At 71.2% G+C, this 26,740-nt stretch carries 26 protein-coding genes; 11 read left to right on the top strand and 15 right to left on the bottom strand.

What is annotated here, in order from left to right; genetic code table 11:
* Nucleotides 1-53 precede the first annotated feature (53 nt).
* On the bottom strand, nt 54-2,285 hold the full coding sequence (locus ACFVZW_RS12910) for an acetate--CoA ligase family protein (protein WP_384520282.1): 2,232 nt from the start codon (nt 2,283-2,285) through the stop codon (nt 54-56).
* Nucleotides 2,286-2,596: 311 nt separating this feature from the next.
* Nucleotides 2,597-3,784 (bottom strand): flavin-containing monooxygenase, encoded by a 1,188-nt coding sequence (locus ACFVZW_RS12905; RefSeq protein ID WP_384520280.1) that lies wholly within the window; start codon nt 3,782-3,784, stop codon nt 2,597-2,599.
* A gap of 191 nt (nt 3,785-3,975) precedes the next feature.
* Between ACFVZW_RS12905 and ACFVZW_RS12900 the strand changes: the two genes are divergently transcribed.
* Together ACFVZW_RS12900 and ACFVZW_RS12895 are read left to right on the top strand one after the other, a co-directional pair.
* A complete protein-coding gene (locus ACFVZW_RS12900) occupies nt 3,976-4,428 on the top strand; it encodes a DoxX family membrane protein (RefSeq protein ID WP_384520279.1) in 453 nt (150 codons plus the stop codon).
* A complete protein-coding gene (locus ACFVZW_RS12895; protein ID WP_384520277.1) occupies nt 4,425-4,829 on the top strand; it encodes a Zn-ribbon domain-containing OB-fold protein in 405 nt (134 codons plus the stop codon). Before ACFVZW_RS12900 ends, ACFVZW_RS12895 begins: the two co-directional genes overlap by 4 nt.
* Here ACFVZW_RS12895 and ACFVZW_RS12890 read toward each other — a convergent pair.
* A complete protein-coding gene (locus tag ACFVZW_RS12890; RefSeq protein WP_384520275.1) occupies nt 4,818-6,761 on the bottom strand; it encodes a protein kinase in 1,944 nt (647 codons plus the stop codon). The genes ACFVZW_RS12895 and ACFVZW_RS12890 overlap by 12 nt on opposite strands.
* A 393-nt stretch (nt 6,762-7,154) precedes the next feature.
* On the opposite strand from ACFVZW_RS12890, the gene ACFVZW_RS12885 reads away from it, so the two are divergent.
* The gene (locus ACFVZW_RS12885; protein WP_384520273.1) at nt 7,155-7,544 is read left to right on the top strand and encodes an SSI family serine proteinase inhibitor; all 390 of its coding nucleotides are present in this window, start codon (nt 7,155-7,157) and stop codon (nt 7,542-7,544) included.
* 269 nt (nt 7,545-7,813) lie between these two features.
* Complete coding sequence (locus ACFVZW_RS12880; RefSeq protein ID WP_384520271.1) at nt 7,814-8,194, top strand: VOC family protein; 381 nt, start codon at nt 7,814-7,816, stop codon at nt 8,192-8,194.
* 99 nt (nt 8,195-8,293) lie between these two features.
* On the opposite strand, the gene ACFVZW_RS12875 is transcribed toward ACFVZW_RS12880, so the two are convergent.
* From ACFVZW_RS12875 to ACFVZW_RS12865, 3 genes are all read right to left on the bottom strand, one after another.
* On the bottom strand, nt 8,294-10,522 hold the full coding sequence (locus ACFVZW_RS12875) for an FG-GAP repeat domain-containing protein (RefSeq protein ID WP_384520269.1): 2,229 nt from the start codon (nt 10,520-10,522) through the stop codon (nt 8,294-8,296).
* A 153-nt stretch (nt 10,523-10,675) separates the two neighbouring features.
* Nucleotides 10,676-11,191: a DUF664 domain-containing protein gene (locus ACFVZW_RS12870; RefSeq protein WP_384520267.1), complete on the bottom strand. Its 516-nt coding sequence runs from the start codon at nt 11,189-11,191 to the stop codon at nt 10,676-10,678.
* 112 nt (nt 11,192-11,303) lie between these two features.
* Complete coding sequence (locus ACFVZW_RS12865) at nt 11,304-11,720, bottom strand: MarR family winged helix-turn-helix transcriptional regulator (RefSeq protein ID WP_384520265.1); 417 nt, start codon at nt 11,718-11,720, stop codon at nt 11,304-11,306.
* 52 nt (nt 11,721-11,772) lie between these two features.
* Between ACFVZW_RS12865 and ACFVZW_RS12860 the strand changes: the two genes are divergently transcribed.
* Nucleotides 11,773-12,399, top strand: a complete 627-nt coding sequence (locus tag ACFVZW_RS12860) for a TIGR03086 family metal-binding protein (protein ID WP_384520264.1) — start codon at nt 11,773-11,775, stop codon at nt 12,397-12,399.
* 14 nt (nt 12,400-12,413) lie between these two features.
* Here the strand turns inward: ACFVZW_RS12860 and ACFVZW_RS12855 are convergent, their stop codons facing one another.
* The 5 genes from ACFVZW_RS12855 to ACFVZW_RS12835 form a co-directional block, all read right to left on the bottom strand.
* Nucleotides 12,414-12,926, bottom strand: a complete 513-nt coding sequence (locus ACFVZW_RS12855) for a hypothetical protein (RefSeq protein WP_384520262.1) — start codon at nt 12,924-12,926, stop codon at nt 12,414-12,416.
* Complete coding sequence (locus ACFVZW_RS12850; RefSeq protein ID WP_384520260.1) at nt 12,923-14,986, bottom strand: hypothetical protein; 2,064 nt, start codon at nt 14,984-14,986, stop codon at nt 12,923-12,925. Before ACFVZW_RS12850 ends, ACFVZW_RS12855 begins: the two co-directional genes overlap by 4 nt.
* A complete protein-coding gene (locus tag ACFVZW_RS12845) occupies nt 14,986-15,429 on the bottom strand; it encodes a hypothetical protein (protein WP_384520258.1) in 444 nt (147 codons plus the stop codon). Before ACFVZW_RS12845 ends, ACFVZW_RS12850 begins: the two co-directional genes overlap by 1 nt.
* A 132-nt stretch (nt 15,430-15,561) precedes the next feature.
* Nucleotides 15,562-15,999 carry a DUF1992 domain-containing protein gene (locus ACFVZW_RS12840; RefSeq protein WP_384520257.1) on the bottom strand — a complete coding sequence of 146 codons (438 nt, stop codon included), beginning with the start codon at nt 15,997-15,999 and terminating at the stop codon, nt 15,562-15,564.
* A gap of 132 nt (nt 16,000-16,131) precedes the next feature.
* Entirely contained in the window at nt 16,132-16,335 is a 204-nt protein-coding gene (locus ACFVZW_RS12835) for a cold-shock protein (RefSeq protein WP_003967102.1), read from the bottom strand.
* A gap of 270 nt (nt 16,336-16,605) precedes the next feature.
* Between ACFVZW_RS12835 and ACFVZW_RS12830 the strand changes: the two genes are divergently transcribed.
* Complete coding sequence (locus ACFVZW_RS12830; RefSeq protein WP_384520255.1) at nt 16,606-17,466, top strand: menaquinone biosynthetic enzyme MqnA/MqnD family protein; 861 nt, start codon at nt 16,606-16,608, stop codon at nt 17,464-17,466.
* A gap of 10 nt (nt 17,467-17,476) precedes the next feature.
* On the opposite strand, the gene ACFVZW_RS12825 is transcribed toward ACFVZW_RS12830, so the two are convergent.
* The gene (locus ACFVZW_RS12825; protein WP_384520253.1) at nt 17,477-18,562 is read right to left on the bottom strand and encodes an alpha/beta hydrolase; all 1,086 of its coding nucleotides are present in this window, start codon (nt 18,560-18,562) and stop codon (nt 17,477-17,479) included.
* Nucleotides 18,563-18,705: 143 nt separating this feature from the next.
* Here ACFVZW_RS12825 and ACFVZW_RS12820 point away from each other — a divergent pair, with 143 nt between their 5' ends.
* The 3 genes from ACFVZW_RS12820 to ACFVZW_RS12810 are packed head-to-tail and all read left to right on the top strand — an operon-like array spanning nt 18,706 to nt 22,390.
* Nucleotides 18,706-20,484 (top strand): protein kinase, encoded by a 1,779-nt coding sequence (locus ACFVZW_RS12820; RefSeq protein ID WP_384520251.1) that lies wholly within the window; start codon nt 18,706-18,708, stop codon nt 20,482-20,484.
* Between the two features lie 60 nt (nt 20,485-20,544).
* On the top strand, nt 20,545-21,744 hold the full coding sequence (mqnC, locus tag ACFVZW_RS12815) for a cyclic dehypoxanthinyl futalosine synthase (RefSeq protein WP_384520249.1): 1,200 nt from the start codon (nt 20,545-20,547) through the stop codon (nt 21,742-21,744).
* Between the two features lie 7 nt (nt 21,745-21,751).
* A complete protein-coding gene (locus ACFVZW_RS12810) occupies nt 21,752-22,390 on the top strand; it encodes a hypothetical protein (protein WP_384520248.1) in 639 nt (212 codons plus the stop codon).
* A gap of 71 nt (nt 22,391-22,461) precedes the next feature.
* On the opposite strand, the gene ACFVZW_RS12805 is transcribed toward ACFVZW_RS12810, so the two are convergent.
* Both ACFVZW_RS12805 and ACFVZW_RS12800 read right to left on the bottom strand, forming a co-directional pair.
* Nucleotides 22,462-23,268 (bottom strand): hypothetical protein, encoded by an 807-nt coding sequence (locus ACFVZW_RS12805; protein WP_384520247.1) that lies wholly within the window; start codon nt 23,266-23,268, stop codon nt 22,462-22,464.
* Between the two features lie 8 nt (nt 23,269-23,276).
* A complete protein-coding gene (locus tag ACFVZW_RS12800) occupies nt 23,277-23,807 on the bottom strand; it encodes a SigE family RNA polymerase sigma factor (protein WP_384520245.1) in 531 nt (176 codons plus the stop codon).
* Between the two features lie 159 nt (nt 23,808-23,966).
* On the opposite strand from ACFVZW_RS12800, the gene ACFVZW_RS12795 reads away from it, so the two are divergent.
* Both ACFVZW_RS12795 and ACFVZW_RS12790 read left to right on the top strand, forming a co-directional pair.
* Nucleotides 23,967-24,662, top strand: coding sequence for a demethylmenaquinone methyltransferase (locus ACFVZW_RS12795; RefSeq protein ID WP_383557283.1), 696 nt, complete (start codon nt 23,967-23,969; stop codon nt 24,660-24,662).
* A 79-nt stretch (nt 24,663-24,741) separates the two neighbouring features.
* Entirely contained in the window at nt 24,742-26,025 is a 1,284-nt protein-coding gene (locus tag ACFVZW_RS12790) for a geranylgeranyl reductase family protein (protein WP_384520243.1), read from the top strand.
* A 72-nt stretch (nt 26,026-26,097) separates the two neighbouring features.
* Here ACFVZW_RS12790 and ACFVZW_RS12785 read toward each other — a convergent pair whose 3' ends face one another.
* Nucleotides 26,098-26,502, bottom strand: a complete 405-nt coding sequence (locus ACFVZW_RS12785) for a helix-turn-helix transcriptional regulator (protein WP_384520242.1) — start codon at nt 26,500-26,502, stop codon at nt 26,098-26,100.
* Between the last annotated feature and the right edge of the window lie 238 nt (nt 26,503-26,740).

Raw genomic sequence — 26,740 nt, 5'->3', positions numbered from 1 at the left:
GATCCACGAGACCCCGTTCTCGACGGAGTGCAGCAGGTCTTCCACCAGAGCTCCTATCGGCAGACCGCGAGCGCGTCGAGCGCCACCGCGCCCTGCCCCCGTGGCAGCACCATCAGCGGGTTGATGTCCAGTTCGGCGAGGTCGCCGTCCAGTTCCAGGGCCATCCGCTGCACCCGCAGCACGACCTCCACCAGCGCGTCCACGTCCGCCGGCGGAGCGCCGCGCACGCCCTTCAGCAGGGCCTGCCCGCGCAGTTCGCCGAGCATCTCCCTCGCCTGGTCCTCGCCGAACGGCGGCACGCGCACCGCCGCGTCGTTCAGGACCTCGACCAGCACGCCGCCCAGGCCCACCGTGACTGTCGGCCCGAAGAGCGGGTCGCGCGTCACGCCCACCACCATCTCGACCCCGCGCCCCACCATCTGGCAGACCAGGATCCCGTCGAGGTCGACGCCCTCGTAGCGCGCGATGTCGGTGAGCTCGCGGTACGCGTCCCTGACCTGGCTGGCCGAGGTCAGCCCGACCTTCACCAGACCCAGCTCCGTCTTGTGGGCCAGCTGCGCGCCGGACGCCTTCATCACCACCGGGTAGCCGACGAGCCCGGCGGCCCGGACGGCAGCCGCGGCGCTCGTCACCAGTTGCTCGCGCGGCACCCGGATCCCGTACGCCCGCAGCAGCTGCTTCGCCGCGTGCTCGCTCAGTTGCCGGCCCGGCCGCATCAGGGCCTGCGCCTTGCGGAAGGAGGGGGACGGCGTGCGCGGGGCCTCGTCGAAGGGGGAGCGGTAGCCGGCGGTGAAGCGGTGGTGGTCGAGATAGGCCTTCACGGCCCCGATGCAGTTGGAGAACGTACGGAAGGTGGCGACGCGCGAGGATCCGAGCAGGGTCTCGCGGTAGGCGGCCTCGGTCCCGACCGGCGAACCCCACACCACGCACACCAGCTTGTCGGTGGCCTCGGCCGCGTCGACCAGGTCCTGCGCGAGCTTGTCGCTCATCGGCGGGAAGGGGCCCGTGATGGGACATATCAGCACCCCGACGGACGGGTCGGCGAGGATCGCGTCGATGATCTTCCGCCCGCGCCAGTCGCCCACCGGATGCCCGCCGTTGTCGACCGGGTTGGCGACGTTCAGATACGGCGGTATCCACTGGTGCAGCTCGTCCTGCTTGGCCTGCGGGAGGGTCGGCAGGCGCAGCCCGGCGGCCGTGGCGAGGTCGGAGAAGTGGGCGCCGGTGCCGCCGGAGATCGAGTAGACGACGACACCGTCGGCGACCGGTTTGCGGGCCCGGGCCAGCAGGGCCGCGGTGTCCTGGAGTTCGTCGAGCCCGTCGACCCGGATGACCCCGAACTGCCGCATCGCCGCGTCGACGACCTGGTCCGCGCCGGTGAGCTTGCCGGTGTGCGAGGCGGCCATCCGCGCCCCGGTCTCGGTCCGCCCGACCTTCACCGCGACGACCGGCACGCCCTGGCGGGCGGCGCGGTCGGCGGCGAGGAGGAAGGAGCGCCCGTCCTTGAGCCCCTCGACGTAACAGGCGATGGCGCCGACCTCGGGGCGGGTCGCGAAGTACGAGATGAAGTCGGCGGTCTCCAGGTCGGCCTCGTTGCCGGTGGGCGCCCAGTGGGAGAGCCGTACCCCCAGCTCCTGGAGGGTGTGCACGGGTCGCCCCTGGTGGCCCGACTGCGTGATGAGCGCGATCGCCGGCCCGTCGAGGTCGTCGCGGAAGCGCTCGAAGGCGTTGAGGTTGGTGTTCGGACCGAGCAGGCGGATCCCGGAGCGTCGTACGGCTTCGGTGAGACGTTCCTGCGCGGCGGCGCCCTCGTCGCCGGTCTCGGCGAAGCCCGAGGCGAAGGCGACGGCGAACTTCACCTTGGCCTTGGCCAGTTCCTCGATGACGGGCAGCGGGTCCGCGACGAGCAGGACGGCGAGGTCGACGGGCTCGTCGAGCGCGCCGACCGAGGGCACGCAGTCGATCCCGAAGACGCTGGTACGGGTGGGGTGCACCGGCACGAGGCGGGCGCCGACCCGCTCGGCCCAGGCGATGAGCTGCCGCGTGATGCCGGTGTTGGGCCGCCCCTCGGCGTCGGAGGCCCCGACGACGGCGACGGACCCGGGCCGGAAGAACCGGTCGAGGTCGGGCACGGGGGCGTGCAGGGGCCGCCCGCTGACGTCCCGGTCGCCGTCCACGGCGGTGACGCCGTGCACGGCGATCCCGGGCGTCCCGGAGTGCTCCCCGCAGGCGACCACGCGGGCGCGGAGATCGGTGGTGAAGGTGCCGTGAGTCGATCCAAGCATCGTTCCGCCCACTCTCCCGCTCGTCGTCGTGCCGCGACGTGTCACCTGACACTCAGTCAGATTACAGAACTGACGCTCAGTCAGGAATGACTGCGACAGAGCCAATGAGCGGAGGGGCGGCGGCGGAGGTCACCGAGCGGGGCGCCCGCGGGGTCGTCGGCTCGGCGGCGAAGATCACCGTGTGGGCGCCCGCGGGGTCGTCGGCTCGGCGGTGGAGGTCACCGAGCGGGTGCCCCCGGGTCCGCCGGCTCGGCGGCGGAGGTCACCGACCGAGCGAGGCGCCCGCGGTTCCGCCGACTCGGCGGCGGAGATCACCGCGTGGGCGCCCCCGGGTCGCCGGTCACCGTCCGGCCGGCCGACTTCCGGATCACGCGGGCGATCTTCTCCGCGTCGATCGCCATCTCCCGGAACATGCCGCTGATCGGGTTCGTGAACCCCGTGAAGTACAGCCCCGCCGCCTCGCGCGGAGCCCGCGCGCCCCGTGTCGCGGGCCGCCCGCGCTCGTCGAGGACGCCGAGATGTCCCACGAGCGGCTCCAGGGCCCGCCGGTAGCCGGTCGCCGCGATCACGGCGTCCGGGGTGATCGCGGAGCCGTCCGCGAGGAGGACCTTGTCGCCGTCGAAGGAGTCGACCGCGCCGACGACCTCCACCTTCCCCTTCCGTACGGCGTCGATCAGGCCCACGTCCTGCACCGGGACGGCCCCTTCGCGCAGCCGCGAGTAGAGCCCCGTGTCCGGCCGGGGCAGCCCCTGCTCCGACAGGTCCGGTATGGAGACGCGGCCCATCAGCTCGCCCACCTTGTCGACCAGGCGCACCGGCAGGCGGCGCACCAGGATGCCGGTGCGCTGCGCCGGCCACCCGGCCGTGGAGCGCCGCACGATGTGCGGCACGGTGCGCACCGCGAGCCGCACTCGCGCCGCCCCGCCCTCGACGAGGTCGGCCGCGATCTCGGCCCCGGTGTTCCCGGCGCCGACGACGAGGACGTCCTTGCCCTCGTACGGCCGCGGGTTCCGGTAGGCGCTCGCGTGGATCAGCTCGCCGCGGTACGCGTCCCGTCCCGGCCACTCGGGCAGGCGCGGGGTGTGGTTGTACCCGGTGGCGACGACGACGGCCCGGCCGGTCAGCTGCCTGCCGCCGGTCGCGTGCAGCAGCCAGTCCTCGCCGACGCGCTCGACGCGGGAGACCTCGACGCCGGTCACGATCTCCAGCTCGTGGAACTCGGCGTACTTCTCCAGGTACCGCACGACGTCCGCGCGCGCGACCCAGCGTCCGAAGGAACGGGGGATCGGTAGTCCGGGAAGCGCGGAGAGGCGGCGGGTGGTGTGCAGCCGCAGACGGTCGTAGTGCGCCCGCCACGAGGCGCCGACGGCCTCGGACTTCTCCAGGACGACGGCCCGTACGCCCTGCGCGCGCAGGGCGGCGGCGACGGCGAGTCCGCCGGGTCCGCCGCCGATGACGTAGACGGGGTGGTCGGGTCTGGAACGGGGGGTGTTGGCCATGAATGCTGAGCGTAACGAGATGCTCACTTGTTGGGTCTCGGTCAAGAGGGGAATCGGTTGCGAATCGGTCACGTATGGGTGGGGCGTGGGTGGAGAGTGCGGGGGCGTGCGAGGGTCTTGCGCAGACGCCGCCCCATCCGCTGAACTGACGTACCGTCAGATCAGGATCGGGGAGGGGCAGGTATCGACCGATGCAGACCATCTGGCTCACCGGCGCCGAATGGCTCGCCGTCCTCCGCATCGGCCTCGGCCTGTGGTGGCTGGAGAGCTGGCGCCACAAGGACAAGAAGGGCTGGTTCGAGCGCGGCACCGGCATAGCGTGGGCGGCGGACGTCGCCGGCAAACACCGGTGGCCGTTCGTAAGGAAGGGCTTCGACTCGGTCGTCGCGCCGCGTCCGAAGGTGATGGCGTACGTCGTCGTCTACGCCGAACTGGCCCTGGGCCTCGGCCTGATCCTCGGCCTCCTCACGCCCGTGGCCCTGATCGGCGGCCTCCTCCTCAACCTCCTCTACCTCGTCCTGATGATCCACGACTGGGCCGAGCAGGGGCAGAACGCGATGATGGCGCTGATCTCACTGGTCGCCCTCTTCGCGATGTCCTGGCAGACCTGGTCCCTCGACCACGCGATCGGACTGTTCCGATGACGGCCGCCGACCCGGACATCGACGCCTTCACCCGCCCGTACTGGGACGCGGCGGCCGAGGGCCGCCTGCTGCTCATGCGCTGTGACGCCTGCGGCCGGACGCACCACTACCCGCGCGAGTTCTGCCCGCACTGCTGGAGCGAGGACGTCCGCTGGGAGGAGTCGAGCGGCCGCGCCACGCTCTACACCTGGTCGGTCGTCCACCGCAACGACCTCCCGCCGTTCGGCGACCGGGTGCCGTATGTGGCGGCGGTGGTGGACCTGGCGGAGGGCCCGCGGATGATGACGGAGCTGGTGGGGGTGGCGGAGACGGACCTCCGGATCGGGATGGATCTGGAGGTCACGTTCCGCACGGAGGGGGAGGTCGTCGTCCCCGTGTTCGGGCCGTCGTCACAGGGCTGAGATGTTCCGCCAGAGCTGGGCGCGGTTGCCCGGGTCGCAGGCGTACGTGGTCAGGAACGGCGGCCCGACGGTCATGCACTCGTCGTTGCTCACATTCATGATCGTCCGGCCGTGGGACGTCGTGGCATGGATCTTCCACGACTGCTTGCTGGAGCCGTTGCAGGCGCCGACGCCGACGCCGCCGGGGTTCCCGCCCGCCTGGAGGCATTTCCCGGTCGTCTTGTTGACCAGCCGGAAGGTGCCGTTCGCGCCCGCCTTGTAGGTCCAGGCGTACGCCATGGTGCCGCTGTTGTTGGGCACGGAACCGCACTCGTAGGTGTTGGCGAAGACGCCGTACCCCGGATTGTACTCGCCGATGCACTCGCCGTTGGAGGCGTTCTCCAGGGAGTACGTCCCCGAGGGCGCCGAGCCGCCGGACGACGGCCGTGGCTTGGGCTGCGTGGTCGTGGAGCCGGAGCCGCCTCCGGTCGAGGAGGACCCGCTTCCACCGCCGCTGCCACTCCCGCTGCCGTTTCCGGGGATGGTTCCGGTGCCGCCGGTGGCCGCGCCGCCGCCCGCTGCCGCACCCCCACCGCCTGTCGCACCCCCACCGCCTGTCGTGCCGCCGGCGCCGCCCGTGGTGGGGCCCGACCCCTGACCCGAGGGGGAGCCCGACGCGGAGGCGGAGCCGGACGGCGAGGTGGACGGGGGCGTGGTCGCCGGCGCGGGCGCGCCCGGTGCCGGCTGCGAGGCGGTCGCGGCGGGCGGGGCCGCCGAGGTGCCGGGGCCGCCGCCCTGTCGGCCGATCTCGTACGGACCGAGGGCGACGGTCAGGGTGGTGCCGGTGGCCACGACGACGGGGACGGCGACCAGGACGAACCGGTTGCGCCGCTCCCGCCACCCGCGGGCCGCCGTGGGGCCGGTGGCGGCGGCCGCGTCCGGCCCCGCGGTCGCGGGCTCGCTCGGGCCCCGCGGGGTGAGCGCCACCGTCCCGATGTCCTCGACCTGGTCGCCCTCCCCGGTGTCCCCGAGCTCCGCGAGCTGCTCGGCCGTGGGCGCCCCGGCGGCGAAGGCCGCCCGTTCCTCGACCCGTTCGGCGACGGCCGGCGGCCACTGGACGCCCTCCGCGTGGCCCCCGGTGAGGCCGACGAGTTCGGCCGCCGTCGGCCGGTCCGCCGGGTCCTTGGCGAGGCAGGACCGTACGACCTCCGTGAGCTCGGGCGCCGTCTCCGGGAGCCGACCGAAGTCGGGCTCTCCGTGGACGACCCGGTAGAGAAGGCCGGGCCCGGAGCCGTCACCGAACGGGGGACGGCCGATGGCGGCGTACAGGAGCAGGCTGCCGAGGCCGAAGACATCGGCAGCGCCCGTCAGTTGGGGATCGGCGATGGCCTGCTCGGGTGCCATGTAGGCGGGCGTTCCGATGACCATGCCGGTCCGGGTGAGCCGGCTCTGGTCGGCGGCGCGCGCGACGCCGAAGTCGATGAGGGACAGGCCGTCGGGCGTCAGCATGACGTTGGACGGCTTGAGGTCGCGGTGCACCATGTCGGCGGCATGCACGGCCTTCAGCCCGGCGGCCGCTTGGTGCAGGAGCCGCCAGAGGGCGTCGACGGGAAGCGGGCCGCCGTGGAGCCTGATCGCCTCGTTGAGGGTGACCCCCGGTATGTACTCGGTCGCGAACCACGGCGGTTTCGCCGTGCGGTCACTGGCGAGCAGCTTCACACTGGCGCCGCCGGGAAGCCGGGCCAGGTTGTCGAGCTCGTGCCCGAAGTGGTTCAGGAAGTCCGGGTCCTCGGCCAGCACGGGCAGCACCCGCTTGACCGCCGCGAACTTCCCGGGCACGGCCCCGAGATAGACCCGGCCCATGCCCCCGGACCCAAGGACGCCGAGCAGTCTGAACGCACCGATCTGCCGGGGATCCCCCGACTCCAGTGGCATGGCTCCGCTGCCGGTCAAGTGTGAGTTGTTTCCCAGCTCCCCCTGCATGAGCAGCAGGATAGCGGAGCTATCCTGCGATCTGAACGACCCATCACCTCACAGAACAGAAGCAGAAGTCGGCGCGGTGCGGGGCGAGTTCGGCCCGATACGGTGAAGACGGCGGGAGGGCCCGTGCCGGCGAAACGGCCGGCCCGGTGCGACAGCGGCGAACGTCTCGACGGGCCGCCTGCGGAGCGCGCCCCCGTACACCTCCTCCCCCTCCAGCCCGTGTCACGCCGCCCAGGCCTGCCGGACGCGGCGCTGATGGGCGACGGCATCCATCAGAGTGCCGACCACGTCGAAGAGGATGAACTTCCCGGTCATGCGGGTGGACCCAAGTGACCCGGAGTCGGAGCGCTCGTTTGCCGGGGCATGAAGAGCACCCTTGCTTTCGCCGTGGCCACGGCCACCGTCGCGGGCTTCGGCCTCGCGGGCGCGGAGGACGCCGCGCCGACCCCGCCCACCAGGATCTTCCTGACGATCACGTCCGGCGCGACCGGCGACGTGAAGGAGGTCTATCTCGGATGTGGCCCCACCGGGGGCAACCACCCGCAGGGCGAGGTCGCATGCAGCGCCCTGAACGACGCGCGCGGAGACTTCGAGAAGCTGAAGGGCGACGCCGACGTGATGTGCCCGATGGTCTACGAACCGGTGGTGGCGGAGGCGCAGGGCACCTTCGACAGCGTCCCGGTCGGCTGGAAGAAGGAGTTCGGGAACACCTGCGAGCTGAACGCGAAGACGGGCACGGTCTTCGCCTTCTGACGCTCGCCGACCTGGCCGGAAAGCGTCGTCGTACCCCTGACGCGTTAACCACCTGCGCCATCGGCCGGCGATCCGTAAGATCATCCGACGTGAACACCGGATCGGCGCCTCGACGCCACACACGGATCGGCTACCCGGTGGTGGACTGATCGCTCGGCGGGTGCGTTCACAGCACCCCCGCCGCCTTGGTTCGGCACGCGGACCTCCCAGCGCTGCTTCTGCATCGCGAGTCCGTTTCTTTCGTGCCGAATCACAGTGAGGTCATCCGTATGTCAGTCACGTTCAACCACACCATCATCGCCGCCAAGGACAGCACCGAGTCGGCTCTGTTCTTCCGGGAGCTGCTGGAACTCCCCGAAGCGCCGTCCTGGGGGCCGTTCGTCAACGTCCAGCTCGCCGACGGCGTGCTGCTCCAGTTCGCGAAGCCGCCGACGCACATCGAGATCCAGATGCAGCACTACGCCTTCCTGCTCGACGACGAGCTGTTCGACCGGGCGTACCAGCGGCTGTGCGACCGCGGCGTCGTGCACTGGGCCGATCCGCAGATGCAGCGCCCGGGCGAGATCAACAACGGGCACGGCGGCCGGGGCGTGTACTTCAAGGACCCGGCCGGCCACGCGATCGAGCTGATCACCCGCCCGTACCTGTAGAGCGGGGTAGGGCGGGAGCCCCGACCCCGACGTGGTGACCACGTCGGGCCGGGGGCTCCCGTGCCCGGGCACCGGGGTTGCGGCGAGTCGGATCGATGATCAGGCGAACTGGTTGTACGGAGGCATCGGCCCCCAGGAACCGCCGATCTCCTGGGGCGCGCGGAACGGGGCGTTCCAGCTGCCGGTGCCCTTGTAGACGTACGTCGGCCCGTCGGGGCGCCTCGCCACCAGGTCGGGGCGGCCGTCCCGGTCGGCGTCACCGACGCCGACCAGGTGGCTGTACCCGCCCCAGCCGGCGCCGATCCTCACTCGGGGTGCGAAGGTCCCGTCTCCCTTGCCGAGGTAGAGCCAGAGGACGCCGGCGCCGTCGCGGGCGACGAGGTCTCCGGCGGTGCCTCCGGCGATGTTCCCGGTGGCGGCGATCTGGTTGTAGCCGTTCCAGCCCGTGCCGATCTTGACGCGGGTCGTGTACGGGGTGCGCCAGTTTCCGGTGCCCTTGTAGAGCCACATGACACCGGCGGTGTCGGTGGCCACGAGGTCGGGCTTCCCGTCGCCGTTCAGGTCGCTTCCCGCGGCGATCTTGTTGTAGCCGCCCCAGCCCGAGCCGATCCTGTACCGAGTCGTGAACGTGCCGTCGCCCTTGCCGAGGTAGTGCCACAGGACGCCCGCGCCGTCGCGGGCGACGAAGTCCCCGGCAGGGGCTCCGGCGATGTTCCCCGTGGCCTCGATCTGGTTGTAGCCGTTCCAACCGCTGGCGAGCAGCCTGTCATCGGGCTGTTGGACGCCGCCGTCCGAGGCGTTCAGGTCGGCGCGCCACAGCCGGCCCGACCCGTCGCGCATGAGCAGGTCCGGGGAGCCGTTGTCGTTGTAGTCGTGCGGGGCGGCCTTGCGGGTGACTGTGAACGTGCCGGAGGTGACCAGCTTCGGTCCGATGCCGTTCATGGGCTCCGCGGTGAGCGTCCAGGCGTACTCCCCGTTCGGCGCACTCACCCACTGGCCGTTCCTCGGCTCGACGTAGCCGAACCAGTCGCCCCAGGCGGCTCCGTCGAACCTGGACGTGTCGTCGTAGTCGCCGCCGGCGAGCAGGTGTACCTCCTGCGCCAGCCCGGTCCGGGTGTGGCGCAGTGTGACATCGGCCAGCACGTTGGATCGCGACAGCGGCCAGGACATGGGTACCTGGCCGCCGTTGCGGTCCAGGTCGATCACGGCGGGGAACGAGGGGACGCCCCGCAGCGTGACCTTGGAGAGCTGGCCCGTGCTCGCCACAAGAGTCGTGACGGGGACGCCGTCGGCGCCGGGGGAGATCCTGTACAGCCCTTCGCCCTGAGCCGACGTGCCGCCGCGCACGAGCTGTGCGCCGTCGGGAGCGGTGAGGGACGACTTCACGTGGTCCAGGAGCTTTCGTGTCGCCCCGGTCTGGAGGGAGCGCGCGGTGACCGCGTTCAGGACGTGCGGCGTGTACGAAGTGAGGCCGCCGACCTGCCCGTACGTCAGCCAGGTGCCCACCAGACCGATCTCCACGGGGTTCTCGGTGGCGCCCAGCCGGATCTCCTGGGTCTCTCCGGACGCCCGCTCCCTGACGAGCACGCGTGTGTCGGAAGCGGAGCGGTACTCCACCCAGGCGAGGTGCGTGGTCGTCATCTCGACGTCCTTGACGGGCCATTGCGGGGAGGCGATCTCATGGGTCTCGGTGACGGCGCCGGTGGCGAGGTCCAGCACGGCCCAGTACGCCTTGCTCGTCGGCTCCGTGCCGGTGCGGTAGTTCAGCAGGGCATGGCCGGGCATGCCCGCGGCGAGCGTCGGCGACGCCCCCGCCGGCACGCCGGACACCTTCCGGCTGGTCTGCGTACCGCCGACGTTCTGCACGAGGGAGAGCTCCGAGGTCGCGCGGTCCCGTACGAAGAGAGTCCTGTCGACGGCTCCGACGTGCCAGGCGTCATGGGGGACGCTCAGCACCTCCGAGCCCGTGGACATGTCCATGAGCGTGACGCGCTGGCCCACTTGGTCGACGACCACGGCGTCGGAACCCTTGGCGCCGTAGACCCATGCGCCAGGCGGCAGCACCGTGGAGGATCCGTCAGCGAAACTGGTCCAGCGCTTGTCGGCCAGGTTCTTGGTCAGGAACCCCGAAGAGCCACCGCCGACGATGTCGGCGTCGAGCGGGAACGGCACCGGTGCCTGTTCCGCCGACCCGGTGGCCGATGCCGGGGCAAGGGCGGGAGCCGCCGTCGCCGGCCCCGTGGACACAGTGGTGCCGGCGGTCACCGCGAGGGTGACGCCCACCGCGGTGGCGAGTCTGCGGCTGAAGGCATGGGAATGACGGAGCAACGGACGGGCCCTCCCCTTGAGGCGACCGCGCGCGGCCCGACTCGGGCACGGGACGGCGATCGGAAGACACGGAGGCGGCCGGAGGTTCCCCCCATCCGGATCTTCGCCTTCCGCGGACTGTGGCCGGAGGATAGCAACCCCGGCCGACACCCGTCACGATCCTTCTCGTCGCTCCACCACGCCCCGTACGTACGCCGCTTGGCCCGCATGCTGGTTGTCCTCCGCGATCACGCTCACCAGGCGGACGCCGAGGGTGACCGGGGGGTCCCAGGCGTCGTCCACGACGCGGTCGAGGTCGGCGTTGGTCAGGGTGCCGAGGTGTTCCACGGTCCGGGCGTGGACGGCGTCGTAGTAGCCGAGGAGCAGGTCGGCGGAGGCCCGGACCTTGGCGACCTGGGTGCTGGAGTGGCCGTAGCCCGTGGCCCCGGCGCCGAACGGGAGGCCGAAGCGGGACTTCCAGCCGTCGGACGTCCACACCTGCTCGGTGTCGAAGGCGCCAGCGAGGTGATCGTCCTGAATCCGCGTCAGGTGCCAGACCAGCCAGGCGATCGAGTTCGCGTCGTCGTCGATCCGTAGCGCCAGCTCGTCCTCCGACAGGCCCTCGACGGCTCCGCGCACGGCCTCCTGGACGCGGCCGAACGCGTCCAGCAGCAGATCGGCGCTCCTCATGTCACTCACTCCTCGCTCGACGGTTCTGCGTGCTCCACCCAGTGGGCCATCGAGGAGATGCCGAGGACGGTCCGCGCGGCCGGTGACGGGGCCGCGAGCCGGCCGAGTTCACCTAGTCGGTGGTCAGGATCCGCAGGGCCCGGACGAATGCCTCTCGGTCCGGCGCCGGGAGCCGGGAGAGCAGTCGCTCCTCGCCCTCCTGGATCTCGGACCGCACGGTGTCCCGCAGTTCGCGGCCCTCGCGCGTGAGGGAGAGCAGGCGGGCCCGGCGGTCCTGGGGGTCGGGGCGGCGACCGATCAGGCCGCGCTTCTCCAGGTCGTCGAGGACGGCGATGATCCGGGTCTTGTCCGCCCGGATGGCCTCGGCCAGGGCGGCCTGGGTGCGGATGGGCGTCTCGTCGAGGTGCAGCAGGACCGCGTACGCCCACATCGTCACGCCGTGGGCGTCCAGGACCGGCTGCTCCGCCGCCATCAGGGTGCGGCCCAGCGGCACGACCATCGCGGCGAGATCGGGGCGGGGCTCTTCCATGGCCATGAAAATACCCGTTGACAATTCGTAGGCGTGAGCAGATCGTAATCATATGCGTATCTCTTTGGAAGGTGAGGGACCGTTCGAGCGGTTACGGCTCCTCCACGCGCGCGTGGTCCGCGACAGCGTCGCCCTGGTGCACCGGGTGACCCCCGGCGACCTCGGCCGGCCGACACCCTGCGCCGGATGGACGGTCGCCGATCTGCTCGCCCACATGACGGCCCAGCACCGCGGGTTCGCGGCCGCCGCCCTCGGTGACGGCGCGGAGCTCGCCCACTGGACCGTCCACCCGGTGACCGATTCCGCCGCCGCCGTCGCGCGGTACGCCGAGGCCGCCGAGCACGTCGTCGCCGCCTTCGCGGCCCTGGACGCCCCGGACCGGCCCTTCCTCCTGCCCGAGTTCACGGTCGACCGGACCTTCCCCGCCGGCCGGGCCGTCGGCTTCCACTTCATCGACTACGTCGTCCACGGCTGGGACATCGCCCGCGGCCTGGACCTCCCGTACGACCCCGAACCCGACGTCCTCGACGCCGCGCTCCCGATCGCCCTCTCCGTCCCGGACGGCGACACCCGGCTCACCCCGGACAGCCCCTTCCGGCCGGGCATCCCCCTGCCCCCGGGCGCCGGGACGCTGGACCGGATCCTCGCGACCCTCGGCCGCATGCCGGGCACGCCCTAGCCGCCCGGTCCGTCTCAGGACGAGCAGCCCACCTCCCGCCGCACGGCCGGGAAGTACGCCGTCATCAGCCGTGTCAGCGCCTCCCGCCGCTCGGCAACGTCATCCGTCCCGCTCGGCGGGAACAGCTGGGCCACGAACTTGCGCGGCTTGCCCTCGTACGTACAGGCGGCCACCGCCAGCGCCGTCGCGTCCGCGACGCGGGCGTCGTCGCCGACGGGGATCCGGTCGGCATCCACGAGCAGCCGCTCGTGGACCTTCATCGGGTCCTCGGCCGGCTCGATCACGTCCGCCTTCACCGTGAGGACGGTCTGCCCGTCCACCGTGATCGAGCACCGGGGGTTGGCCGGCCGGGAGGCGTACGCCGACTGCTCCACCGTCTCCCCCGGCGGGAGGAAGGGCGCCAGTACGGCCGGGTCGACCGGCACCCCGCACACCTCGGCAGGCACCGCGTACTCCCTGCTCTCCCCGCACCCGGCCAGCGCACCGAGCAGGAGAGCGACGGCACCGGCCCGCGTGCGGCCGCTCACTGGTCGCCCGCCAGACCCTTGGCCCGGCTGTTGCCGTTCAGCGCCGCGAGGTTGATCTCGTTCTCCAGGGTGTAGGCGTTGTTGCCGTGACCGGGGTTGGCCCTCGCCCACTCCTGGGAGAGGGCCCGTAGTTGGTTCTCCCGGTGCTCGAATGTCTTGCCGTTCTGGTCCTGGATGCCCTTCTCGATCCGCGCCTGCTCGTCCAACTGCCAGTTGTAGGCCAGGGCGTCGACCCCGCGCTGCGCGGCGTCACCGACCACCGGGATGAAGTTCACCGCGCCGCCGAAGCCGTGGTACAGCCACTTCGCCTCCCACGACGGGTCGTCCTTGTCCGCCTTCAGCGCCTGGTAGCGGGCCTCCTCCAGGAAGCCGACCGTGTTGCCGGCCCGCTGGAGGGTCTCCTTCGGGTCCTTCGGCTGATCCGTGTGGATGTCCTGGAGGATCTCCCGGTTCATGGCTTCGTTGAGCATCCCGTACGCGTCCTGGTCGCGGGACAGCTGCTTGCTGACCTCCAGGAGCTGACCGCGGTCCAGTTGCCGCGGGTCGTTCGCGTCCTCCGAGAGGGAGCTCGCGGTGTGGTGGACGACGTCGCTGTGGCTGGAGAGGACCTTGGCCATGTCGTCGCGCATCTCCGAGGGGAAGTCGTCGCCCCGCGCGGAGAGGAACTCCAGCGAGCGGTCCAGGACCTTGCGATGCTCCGGGGTGAGATCGACCGGCTGCGCGGTGGGGTCGAGCGGGTTCATGCCCGTGGCGGCGGAGACCAGCGCCGCACCCGTCGCCTCCCGCGCGGAGTTGCCGTCCTTGTCGTCGAGGGGCGTGTCGTCGAAGACCTGCCGGTCCCCGAGGACGTACTGGGCGTTGTCGTTCGGCTCCGTCGTGCCGAAGAACTCGGTCGACGCGTTCGGGCTCGCGGCGAGCGCCCGCATGAGGCCCGTCATCGGGTCGCGGCCGAAGTCCTCGCCGATGAAGTTCATCTTCGGCATGGGCGGGGCACCGGCGTTCCAGTAGTTGGCCGGGAGCCGCATCTTCTTCTCGGTGGCGACGAGTGCGTTGCCGTAGTCGTTGAGGAATCGGTTCTCCCAGTCCCCCGTACGCATCAGGTTGCTCATCAGCTGGTAGCCGTACACCTGGCTGCCCCGGGTCTGGATGCGCTCCTCGCCCAGCCTGACCATGTCGTTCTCCCAGGTGCGCATGGCCGGGCTGTCCGACTGGGTCGCGCCGGCGAGGACGAGGGAGAGGTTCTGCTGGAAGTCGCCGAAGTCCTTGTGCCGCGAGCGCTGGAGGGAGCCGCCGTCGGACGGGTCGGACAGGTCGGCCCAGAAGTCGAGGACACCGCGCGGGCCGAGCCTGGTGGCGAGCGTCTCCTGGAAGAGCCGGTCGTCCTTGTACGCGGCCAGGTCCTTGTCGAGCCTGTCGAACTCCTCGGGCGACATGTCGTCGCCCTTGTTCCTGAGCAGGTCGGCGATGCGCTCGGCGTCCTTGAGGGCCGCCGCCGCGCGGTCCCGGTCGTAGTAGGCGGCGTCGGAGAAGCCGTACGGGGTCTGGCTCACCAGCATGGTCAGCGCCTTGGAGGCGGTGCTGTCGCTCTCGGTGGCCTTCTCCAGGATCCCCTGCACCCGGTCGCGCAGCGCGGTCACATCGGCCTGTGAATGCTCGGGCACGTCGTGCCCGTCGGCGGCCCGGTCGGGGTGGATGTTCATGGTCACGGTGAAGCCGCCGTTCCCCGTGCCGACGACCGTCAGGTTCTTGGCCAGGCCCTGCTCGATCGCCTCGTCGAGCTGCGTCTTGTACGCGGCGAGTTCGGCGTACGTGTCGCGGAGGATGTTCCCGATGCTGGTGGCCTGGGTCGCGGCGTCGGCGAACTCCCCGGCGGTCTTGGTGATGAACGCCCGCGTGACGGTGGCGTTGGACCCCTCCCACGCCGCCTTGTCCGACTTCGCCCCCATGTCCTTGCGGGCGTCCCCCTCCAGCTCCCACAGCTTCTTCGCCATGGCTTCCCAGTCACCGACGGCCGTGGACAGCTTGGAGAAGTCCGCGAACCGGAGCGCTTCCAGATCCATCAGTGCCGCGCCCTCTCCTCGAAGCCCTTGTCGAGCTGCTCGAACTTGAACCGGGTCGCGATCCAGTACTCGTCGTCCGCGTGGGTCTTCTTCGAGTACTCGAGATGGTTGGAGATGTGCGCACAGGCGTCCAATAAGGTGCCGACCTGCTCGTTCCATTTGTCGGCCACCGTGGAGAGCGCGGCGCCGAGCGCGAAGTCCGTCTTCAGCGAGCCGGCCGCCGCGTACGTGTTGGCCTTGGCGTGGTCCCCGTCGGTGTCGAGCCGCTGGTGGAGCGTGAACGCCGCGTCGCCGACGGCCGCGAGGTCCGCCTGCTCGACGCGCAGCCTCCCCGTACCGCCGGATCCACCACCCCCGTCCGCGGGGAGCTGGTTGAGGCGTGTGGACACCGCCTTCTCCGCCGCGGCCGACCTGATTCCCGCCCATTCGTCGTCGAAAGACACGAGGCCCCCGTGATGCCCATGATCGTTGGTGTATGCATGTGCACCATAGGCAAATCAGCGGTGCCCCACGGGAGACCCGGGGCTTTCTTCACGGCCTGTTGACGGCGAACTTCGCGACCGCCCGTCCGAGCCCTACGCGTCCCGCTTCTCGCGATCCGGACGTTCCTCCCGCTTCGCCCGGTCCGCCCGCCACCCCGCCACCGTCTCCTCCACGTCGAACGGCTTCAGGTTCAGCGGCGGTCCCGCCGGCGGGCGGGCCAGGGCCGCGGCGATCTTGGTGTTGATCTCGCCGACGATCCGGCGCACCTGCGCCTCGGACACGGCCCGGCCGATCGCCTCCACCGCGTCCTCGGCCTCCTTGCGCAGGGCCAGCGAGGGCGGGAGGACGGACGCGCCCTCGCGGTGCATCTTGCTCTTGATCCACCACAGCGCGTCATAGGGGGCGTTGTCGTCGTCGAGCGGCTTCCCGAAGCCGGCCAGTCTCTTGAACTCGCCGCGCTCGGTGGCCTCGCGGATCTGCTTGTCCACGAACGACTCGAAGCTGACGCCAGGCGGTTTGCGTTCGGTCATACGTCCAGACTACGAGCGGCCCGGGCCGTGGGGGAGGGGGACGAAAGGCAGGAGCCCCGCTCGTGCCCGAGGACACGGAGCGGGGCTCCTTGGGTACTTCTCTAGCCGTGCGCGATCGCCGACCCGGGCAACTTAGGCCGGGGTGACGTTCTCCGCCTGCGGGCCCTTCGGACCCTGCGTGACGTCGAAGTTCACGACCTGGTTCTCCTCGAGGGAGCGGAACCCGGACGCGTTGATCGCGGAGTAGTGGACGAAGACATCCGGGCCGCCGCCGTCCTGGGCGATGAAGCCGAAGCCCTTTTCAGCGTTGAACCACTTGACGGTTCCGGTAGCCATAAGCCCTCCTTGGGCCAAAGGGTTGCCCTGCTCCAGAACCTGCAAACAAGTCTGAAAACTACAAAAGCCTGCGGGTCACATGCTCCGCAGGCTCTGTACTGCAAGGGAAACCAAACTGCAACTTGCGATGAGCGTAGCACGCAGGGTGTGCGCCGCACTAGAGGGAAAGATCACGTCACCCACACGTTTGACGTGCTTCTGACGCGCTGACGCGAGCGCCGCGCGCGCCCCGGCGATGTCCACCGTGCGAGACGGGTCTAGCCTCACGATGTGGACAATGCAACCGATGACCACCAGCGCAGCCGGCCCCGCGTCGGACACATCCAGTTCCTGAACTGTCTGCCCCTGTACTGGGGCCTGGCCCGTACCGGAACGCTCCTCGATCTGGAGCTGACGAAGGACACCCCGGAGAAGCTCAGCGAGCGGCTCGTGCGGGGCGACCTCGATATCGGGCCCATCACCCTCGTGGAGTATCTCCGCAACGCGGACGATCTTGTCGCCCTGCCGGACATCGCCGTGGGCTGCGACGGCCCCGTCATGTCCTGCGTGATCGTCTCCCAGCGGCCCCTGAAGCAGCTGGACAGGGCGCGGGTGGCGCTCGGGTCCACCTCTCGTACGTCCGTACGGCTCGCGCAGCTGCTGCTCGCCGAGCGGTACGACGTGCGGCCCGACTACTACACGTGCCCGCCCGACCTCGGGCTGATGATGCAGGAGGCGGACGCCGCCGTCCTGATCGGCGACGCCGCCCTGCGGGCCTCCCTGCACGACGCGCCGCGGCTCGGGCTCGAGGTCCACGACCTGGGGCTGATGTGGAAGGAGTGGACCGGCCTGCCGTTCGTCTTCGCGGTGTGGGCGGCGCGCAGGGACTTCCTGGTGCGCGAGCCGGAGACCGTGCGCGAGGTCCACGAGGCGTTCCTGGCCTCGCGCGATCTGTCGCTGGTGGAGGTCGCCAAGGTCGCGGAGCAGGCCGCGCGCTGGGAGTCCTTCGACGCGGAGCTGCTGGAGCGGTACTTCCGGACGCTGGACTTCCGCTTCGGGCCCGAGCAGCTGGCGGGGGTGCGCGAGTTCGCCCGCCGGACCGGTCCGACGACCGGCTTCCCGGCGGACGTGAAGGTGGACCTGCTCGCCTGAGGTCGGAGCGTCAGGGGGACGGCACCGGGCCCTGCATCTGCCGGCTGATCCACTCCATCGAGCCGTCCCCCATGCCCCTGATGTAGCCCTTGGCGTTGTGCCCGCCGCCCTGGATGACCTGGAGGCGGGTCTTCACCGGGCCCTTCGTGAAGTTCTTCATGAAGGACCTCAGCCGGGGCTCGCCCGACTCCTCCGTCCCTATCTGGAACGCCAGATAGACCCGGTTCTCCTTGGTGTCCGGCTTCGTGCCGAGCGCCTTGGCGAGCTTCTCCGGGTTGTTCGCCTGCCGCTGTGCCTCGTGGCCCGCCCACAGCGGGGAGTCGGGGACGGTGTCGGGGCCGGACGCGATGACGGCCTTGAACGTGTCGGGGTGCTGGAGCACCGCCTTCAGCCCGGCGAAGGCGCCGGAGGACGAGCCCATGAACGCCCAGCCGTCACGGGACTTGAAGGTGCGGAAATTCGCCCGGACGAAATCGGGCACGTCCTCGGCGAGCCAGGTCCCCATTCTGGGTTGCCCGGGTATATCGCTGCCGTCGTAGTAGTACTTGTCGTCGGGGTTGAGCACAGGCATCACGACAATGAACGGAAGGCTTTTCCCTTCCTGCGACCATGCGCTGATGCTCGACTGGAGTTTGAGGTCCGTGCCCATCCAGTAATTCACCGGATAGCCGTTTCCGCCCGGCAGCGCCACAAGGACCGGGAAGCCGCTGTCGGCGTACTTCGGGTCGAAATACTGCTTCGGCGCCCAGACCCACACCTTGCCCGTGAAGCCGGACTTCGCGCCCGCGAGCGTGGTGACACCGATCTTGGTGCCGTCGTCGAGGGTATTGGCCGTGGTGAAGCTCGCCTTGGGGCCGGTGGGGAGGACGGTCTCGGGGACGTTCGCCCCCGGAGCACCCGGAGTCCGCGTGGTGCTCGGCGCGCCCGCCCTGTCGGCCGTGGCCGTCGATCTCGGGGTGTCGAAGGTGACGGGCGCCCCCTCGTCCGAGCAGCCGCCGACGAGAGCGGCCGTGGTGCCGACGGCGAGCGCGGCTGCGAGGATCCTGCGAATCCTCGGGGCCTTGGGGTTCCTCGTGATCCTGGGGAGGCGTGTCATCGGGTGACTCCGGGGTGCTTCGGACACTGCGACGTATTACGGAGAAGAGGAGGGACGTGGTGGGGGATCGGTTGGCTGGGTACGGTTCCGAATCGTGGTGATCCGGCCCACGAAGGGCCGTGCGCTGCTGGAAAAGGGGAGACATGCAGCCGCTCGAAGCAGGGGAACCCAGGACCATCGGTGCCTACCGGATCCTCGGCCGTCTCGGCTCCGGTGGCATGGGGCGGGTCTATCTGGCCCGCAACGAGGGCGGCCGGACCGTCGCCGTGAAGATCGTGCACCCGCACTTCGCCCTGGACGAGCAGTTCCGGGCCCGGTTCCGGCGTGAGGTGGAGGCCGCCCGGCTGGTCGGCGGGGAGTGGACCGCGCCGGTCCTGGACGCCGACCCGGAGGCCGCCGTGCCGTGGGTCGCCACCGGATACGTCGCCGGGCCGACGCTCACCCGGGCCGTGGAGGCGATCGGCCCGCTGCCCGCGCACACGGTACGGACCCTGGGCGCCGGCCTCGCCGAGGCGCTGGCGGGCGTGCACGGACTCGGCCTGGTCCACCGTGACGTGAAGCCGTCCAACGTGCTGGCCACCCTGGAGGGGCCCCGGCTCATCGACTTCGGCATCGCGCGGGCCACGGACGGTACGGCGTCGCTCACCGCGAGCGGGGTCTCCATCGGCTCGCCCGGCTACATGGCGCCCGAGCAGATCCTGGGCCATGGGGCGACCGGAGCGTCCGACGTCTTCTCGCTCGGCGCGGTCCTCGTGTACGCGGCGACCGGCGCCCCGCCCTTCCCCGGCGACACCTCCGCGGCCCTTCTCTACAAGGTCGTCCACGAGGAGCCCGAACTGGGCGCGCTGGCGGGAGAGCTGAGGGAGCTGGTGGCGGCCTGCCTCGCGAAGGACCCGGCGGCCCGCCCCGCCCCGGGCGCCGTCGCGGCCGCCCTCGCCCCGCGCGGGGCGGCGGCGCTGGTGTCGGGCGGCTGGCTGCCGAGCCCGCTGGTGGAGGAGATCAGCCGGACCGCCGTACGCCTCCTGGAACTCGACGCGGGTACGGGAACGGTCCCGCCGGTCCCCGGTGCCGCGCCCGACCCGAACGCCTCGGGCCCCGTGCCCTTCACGGCCCCTTCGGTGTGGGCACCCGCCCCCGAGGGGCCCATGACCGGCCCGCCGTCGGGTGTCTTCGGCCCTCCGGCGGTTCTGTCGCCCGAAGCCCGGCCCGAGGCGGGGGGTCCGTCCGGGCGGGGGGCTCCCGGGCCCGGCGTCTTCGGCCCGCCGATCGCCCCCGCGCCCGGCGGCTTCGCCGCCCCGCCGGACCAGGGGCACACCGCGCCCGACGGTGAGGGCACGCGGCGGCGGCAGGCCACGTTCTCGCTCGCCGCGGGGCGGCGTGTCAGCTGCACCGTCGCGCTCGCCGTCGCCGGGGCGCTCGCCGCGGTGACACTGGGGGCGGGGTACCTCTTCGACCTGATGCCGGGCGGCCGCCGGGGCGCCGACGCGAGCGACACCGGCGGGAGCAAGACGAATCCCCCCGCCACCACGCCCTCCGCCTCCACCACGCCCTCCGGCTCCGTCCCGGAAGCGTTCCTCGGCACCTGGACCGGGCCCACCACCGAGCGCAACGGTTCCCCGCACGGAGACTTCACCGTCGTCGTCTCCAAGGGCGGCATCGGCAAGGACGTCGTCCGCACCACCCACACCATCAGCGTCCTCGGCACCACCGTCAGCTGCCACGGCCTCGGCAAGCTGACCTCCGCCACCGCCACCGAGCTGAACATCGCCGACCGCACGGACCCCGACCGCCCCGGCACCGAAGGTCTCTGCACCACCGGCACGTCGACCTTCACGCTGACCCGCAACCCCGACGGCACCCTCACCTACCGTTCCGACGAGGTAGCCGCGGGCCGCCCTAGCGGCACCCTGCGGAAGTCCTGAGAACTGCTGGCGTAGGCTGGCTCAGTCCTTAGAATCCACCCTCCGAAAGGGACTCAGCCGGTGACCGAGAAGGCCGACCTCCAGTCCGTCCTCGACCGCGCCGCAGAGGGTGGCAGGATCACCCCCGAGGAGGCGCTCGACCTCTACCGCTCGGCGCCGCTGCACGCGCTGGGCGCGGCCGCCGACGCCGTACGCCGTCGTCGCTACGCCGGTACGGAGCACATCGCGACGTACATCATCGAGCGGAACATCAACTACACCAACGTCTGTGTGACGGCGTGCAAGTTCTGCGCCTTCTACGCGCCGCCGAAGGACACCGCCAAGGGCTGGACCCGCGACCTCGACGACATCCTGCGCCGCTGCGCGGAGACCGTGGAGCTCGGCGGCACGCAGATCATGTTCCAGGGCGGGCACCACCCGGACTTCGGCGTCGAGTACTACGAGAAGCACTTCGCCGCCATCAGGAAGGACTTCCCGCAGCTGGTCATCCACTCCCTCGGCGCGTCCGAGGTCGAGCACATGGCCCGCATCTCCGGCGTCTCCGTCGAGGAGGCGATCACCCGTATCCACGCGGCCGGTCTCGACTCCTTCGCGGGCGCCGGCGCCGAACTGCTGCCGGAGCGCCCGCGCAAGGCGATCGCCCCGCTCAAGGAGAGCGGCGAGCGGTGGCTGGAGATCATGGAGATCGCGCACGGCCTCGGGGTCGAGTCGACGTCGACGATGCTGATGGGCACCGGCGAGACGAACGCCGAGCGCATCGAGCACCTTCGGATGATCCGTGACGTGCAGGACCGGACGGGCGGCTTCCGGGCCTTCATCCCGTACACGTACCAGCCCGAGAACAACCACCTGAAGGGCCGCACGCATGCCACGCTCTTCGAGTACCTGCGGATGATCGCGATCTCCCGGCTCTTCATGGACAACATCGCCCACATCCAGGGCTCGTGGCTGACCACGGGCAAGGAGATCGGCCAGCTGACCCTGCACTACGGCGCGGACGACCTCGGCTCGATCATGCTGGAGGAGAACGTCGTCTCCTCGGCGGGCGCCAAGCACCGCTCCAACCTGCGCGAGATGATCGACATGATCCGTACTGCGGACCGTGTCCCGGCGCAGCGTTCCACGACGTACGAGCACCTCGTCGTCCACGACGACCCGGCGAACGACCCGGTCGACGAGCGGGTCGCCTCGCACATCTCCTCCACGGCCATCGAAGGCGGTACGGCGCACCCGGAGCTGAAGCTCCTGAACGCCAACTGACGCCTTCGTGCTGACGATTCACACGGCGGACGTGGTGCTGCCGGGCCCGGGCCACGACCCCGTGCCCGGCGGCGCGGTGGCCGTCCGGGACGCGGAGATCGCGGCCGTCGGCCCGTACGAGGAGGTGACCGCCGCCCTGCCGAGCGCGCGGGTACGCCGCTGGCCGGGTCTCCTGACGCGGGCGCTGACCAATCCGTACGGCCCCGAGCTGCTCGAACAGGCCTACCACCCGGACCCGCGCGAGGCGGACGAGCTCGGCACCGAGCCGATCACGGGCGAGGCGCTCGCCGCGCTCGCGATGGACGATGCGCGCTGGGGTGCGAGCGCCCGGCGCGGCCTCCAGCGGATGCTGGCGCACGGAACGGTCGCGGTGGCCGGGGCGTACACGCGCCCGGCGGTCCAGGAGGCGGTGCGCCGGTCGGGGTTGGTCCAGGCGGGCCGGGCCTCGGTACCGCCGGTGGGAGTCCCCTCGCTCGACCCGTACGCGACGGGCGGCCCGGTCGTGCACACGCACCTGCTGAGCCCGGGCAACCATGCCCGGTTCGCCGTCTTCGACGTCGCGGACGAGGCCGAACTCGTCGCGCGCGGCGCGTCCACCTGCGTCGCCACCGTCCTCGGCGGGCGACTGGTCCACCGTCGCCGGTAGCGGGCGCCCACCCCGTGGGGGCGCTTGCGTGCCCTGCCCCCGCGTCCGCCACGAGTGACGGCTGCGGGGGATCAGCCGCCGCTGACCGGGGTGGACTTCTCCTGGACCGGGTTCTCGTCGGCGTACTTCACCAGGTCCGTGAACCGGTCGTCGCGGGCGACGGTGAGCAGCTGATCCGCGGTCACCGGAGCGGAGACACTGGGCTTGCCCTCGGCCTCCGACGGGGTGACGGAGAGCAGGACATGGCTGCGGCCGTACGGGAACCGGACCATCGCGCCCAGGGTGTCGAGCTCGTTGACCGGCATCGTGTACGCCTGCGCCGTGCGGCCCTCGCCGAGGTCGGCCTTCTCGCAGGCCATCCGCTTGGACGGGTCGTTCCGGCAGGGCTGCAGCGTCTCACCCTCCGCGGGGCGCACGGACAGCGTGGCGATGAAGTCCCGCCCACCGGAGGTGATCTGGTAGAGGGACACCTCGCCCTCCACCGGGCGGATCTCCGTCACGGTCTTCGGCAGCAGCTCGTCCAGGAGCGCGGCGGCCTGCTGCTGGAACTGGGCGCGCCGCTCCGCCTCGGCCCCGGTGGCGGGTGCCGGCGGCTCCTGACCCGGTGTCGGCGTCAGCCGCACGGGCGTGTGGTAGGCCGAGGGGAAGGCGGCCGGTGGCGCGGCGGGCATCGCCACGCCGCTACTGGGTCCCGGCAGCAGGGTCAGGCCGAGGGCCGCGGCGGTCACCGTGCCGAAGACACCGCCGACGGCGGCGAGGCGGGCCCGGGCGCGCCGTCTGCGCCCCTGGAGGATGGCGACGGGCGCGAGGTCGGGAAGCGGCGGAAGGTCTTCGGTCGTACGGTCCATGGCGCTCTTGAGCAGTGTGGCGTCATCCACTGTGGGCCTCACCTTCCGGTGGCGTGGTGGTCGGTGGCGTAGAGGTGGGCCTCGCCGAGGTGGTCGCGGAGCCGCGCGAGCGAGCGGGAGCAGGTGCTTTTGACCGTCGCCTCGCTGCAGCGCAGGAGCGAGGCGACGGTCTCCACACTGAGGTCCTCCCAGTACCGCAGGACGACCATGGCGCGGGCTCTGGGCGGGAGCTCGGCGAGCGCGGCGAGCAGGGTGACCCGGAGGTCGGCGTGCTCCGCCGCGGGTGCGGGGCCGAGCCCGCCGGTCTTGGTGAAGGCGAGCAGGTCGCGCAGTCGGCGACGTCGCTCGGCGAGGAAGGTGCGGGTCAGAACGGTCTTGGCGTAGGCATGCGGGTACTCGGCCGTACCGGCCCTGCGCCAGTGCTGGAAGAGCTTGGCGAGGGTGGTCTGGGTGAGATCGCGGGCGGTCTCGGCGTCGCCACAGAGCAGGTACGCCGTGCGGTACAGCCGCGTCTGCCCGGCGCGGGCGAACTCCTCGAACGCCTCGTCCGAGCCGTGCGGTGCCTGCATCGCGCTCCTCCGTCCCTGGGGGTCGTCCCCCGCTGCCCGACTGTCACCCCTCCTTGAGTGCGCTGCCACCGAAAAGGTTGAGAGGAAGTTTTCGGCGAATCCCCGGCGGGCCCGGAGGGCTCCCGAAGACCGTCGCACGAGGGCTGCCACAATGGCCGGGTGACCCGAGCATCCCTGGACAAGCAGCCGCACGAAGTCGCCTCGATGTTCGACGACGTGGCGGCGAACTACGACCTCACCAACGATGTGCTCTCGCTCGGCCAGGACCGGCGCTGGCGCAAGGAGGTCGCGAAGGCGGTCGACGCCCGCCCCGCGCAGCGGATCCTGGACCTGGCGGCCGGGACGGCCACCTCCTCGCAGCCCTTCGCCCGCGCCGGTGCCTATGTCGTGCCCTGCGACTTCTCGATCGGGATGCTCCAGGTCGGCAAGAAGCGGCACCCATGGATGCCGTTCACCGCCGGCGACGGTACGAAGCTCCCCTTCCGCGACGACGTCTTCGACGCGGTGACGATCTCCTTCGGGCTGCGCAACATCCAGGACACCGACGGGGCGCTGCGCGAGCTGTACCGGGTGACGAAGCCCGGCGGCCGGGTCGTGATCTGCGAGTTCTCGCACCCGACCTGGAAGCCCTTCCGCACGGTGTACGAGGAGTACCTGATGCGCGCGCTGCCGCCGGTGGCCCGGGCGGTGTCGTCCAACCCGGACGCGTACGTCTACCTCGCCGAGTCCATCCAGTCCTGGCCCGACCAGCCGGCCCTCGCGGGGCTGCTGCAGAAGGCCGGCTGGTCCAAGGTCGCCTGGCGCAACCTGACCGGCGGCGTGGTGGCGATGCACCGGGGCTTCAAGCTCCCGTAGGAGCACACCGCCCGGAAGCCCCGGGACCTCCGCAATAGACTTCGACCGACCTTCCCTCGACCCTTCGGGAGACCACGCCGTGACCGAGCCCCTCTCCGAGCACAGCGCAGATGTGATCGTCGTCGGGGCAGGCCCGGCCGGCTCCACGACCGCGTACTACCTGGCCAAGGCGGGACTCGACGTCCTGCTCCTGGAGAAGACCGCGTTCCCCCGCGAGAAGGTCTGCGGCGACGGGCTCACCCCGCGCGCCACCAAGCAGCTCGTCGCCATGGGGATCGACATCTCGGAGGAGGCCGGCTGGCTGCGCAACAAGGGCCTGCGCATCATCGGCGGCGGCGTCCGGCTCCAGCTCGACTGGCCGGACCTCGCCTCGTACCCGGACTACGGACTGGTCCGCAAGCGCGACGACTTCGACGAGCAGCTCGCCCGGCAGGCGCAGAAGGCCGGCGCGCGGCTGTACGAGCGCTGCAACGTCGGCGCCCCGGTCATCGACGACCGCACCGGCCGGATCACCGGCGTGACCGCCAAGCTCGGCGAGGACAAGCGCGAGGTCACCTTCCACGCGCCGCTCGTCGTCGCCGCCGACGGCAACTCGACCCGGCTCTCCCTCGCCATGGGCCTGCACCGGCGCGAGGACCGGCCGATGGGTGTGGCGGTACGGACGTACTTCACCAGCCCCCGCCACGACGACGACTACCTGGAGTCCTGGCTGGAGCTGTGGGACCGGCGCGGCCCGCAGGACCGGCTGCTGCCCGGCTACGGCTGGATCTTCGGCATGGGCGACGGCACGTCCAACGTCGGCCTCGGCATCCTGAACTCCTCCTCCGCCTTCAAGGAGCTGGACTGGCGCGAGGTCCTCAAGGCCTGGTGCGCCTCGATGCCGGAGGACTGGGGCTACACCCCGGAGAACATGACGACGCCGATCCGCGGCGCCGCCCTGCCGATGGCCTTCAACCGCCAGCCGCACTACACCAAGGGCCTGCTGCTCGTCGGTGACGCGGGCGGCCTGGTCAACCCGTTCAACGGCGAGGGCATCGCGTACGCGATGGAGTCGGGCCAGATCGCGGCCGACGTCATCGTGCAGGCGCACGCCCGGTCGACCCCGGCGCAGCGCGAACTGGCCCTGCACAACTACCCCAAGATCCTCAAGGACACCTACGGCGGGTACTACACGCTCGGCCGCGCCTTCGTGAAGATCATCGGAAACCCGAAGATCATGAAGATCGCGACGCAGCGCGGTCTGACCCACCCGGTCCTGATGAAGTTCACGCTCAAGATGCTCGCGAACCTCACGGACCCGACCGGTGGCGACGCGATGGACCGGATCATCAACGGCCTGTCGAAGGTGGCCCCGAAGGCCTGAGCCGGTGCCGCGGCCGCGGCCGCTCACGAACGGGTGATGCCCCCGACGCCTGTCGTCGGGGGCATCCGCGTCTCACGGGCAGGTTCTGACCTCGGGAGTACGCCTCAGCAGCAGCCCTCGGGCGATCACGGTCGTCGACTGCGTCGCCCGCCCGGCTCCGGAGGGGCGACAAAGACGGCCCGGCCAGACGATCTCGGCCAGCAGGGCCAGCAGGTGGAGCTGGAGGCGGGAGAGCCCGCCGAGCTTCTCGCGCATGTTCGTGACATGGAACTTGACGGTGCGTTCGGTGATGCCGAGCCGTACGGCGAGGTCCGTGTTGGACTCGCCGCCGGGCATGGCCGAGAGGACTTCCCGCTCGCGGTCGGTCAGGAGATCCAGCCGGTATAACGCGGCGGTGACCGGGTTGACCCGGCCGGATCTCTCCTCGTCGGCTTCTGTAGGACGTGCCGGGTTGCAGTACTGGCCATGACGATGCATGTCTGTCCCCCCCCAGAGACGGCATTCGTTGAGCACCGTGCCACGGCGTGCACGGTGCGACGGCGCGGCGTCGCGCCAGTGACCGTAACCCCCATCGAGGCGGAATCCATTGCCTGTCTCGCCTGATGGTCCTCTTCCGAACGGGGCGGCGCCCGCGGCGAGCGACTACGCTGTGGGGGGCGGGGGGGGGGGGGGCGGGGCGACCCGCGCACCAGCGCGGGCCCGGAGACCCTCAGAC

The sequence above is a fragment of the Streptomyces sp. NPDC059567 genome (assembly GCF_042735655.1).
Lineage (GTDB): Bacteria > Actinomycetota > Actinomycetes > Streptomycetales > Streptomycetaceae > Streptomyces.
The sequence above is the reverse complement of the archived record's forward strand: the minus strand, read 5'-3'. Positions and strand labels throughout refer to the sequence as shown.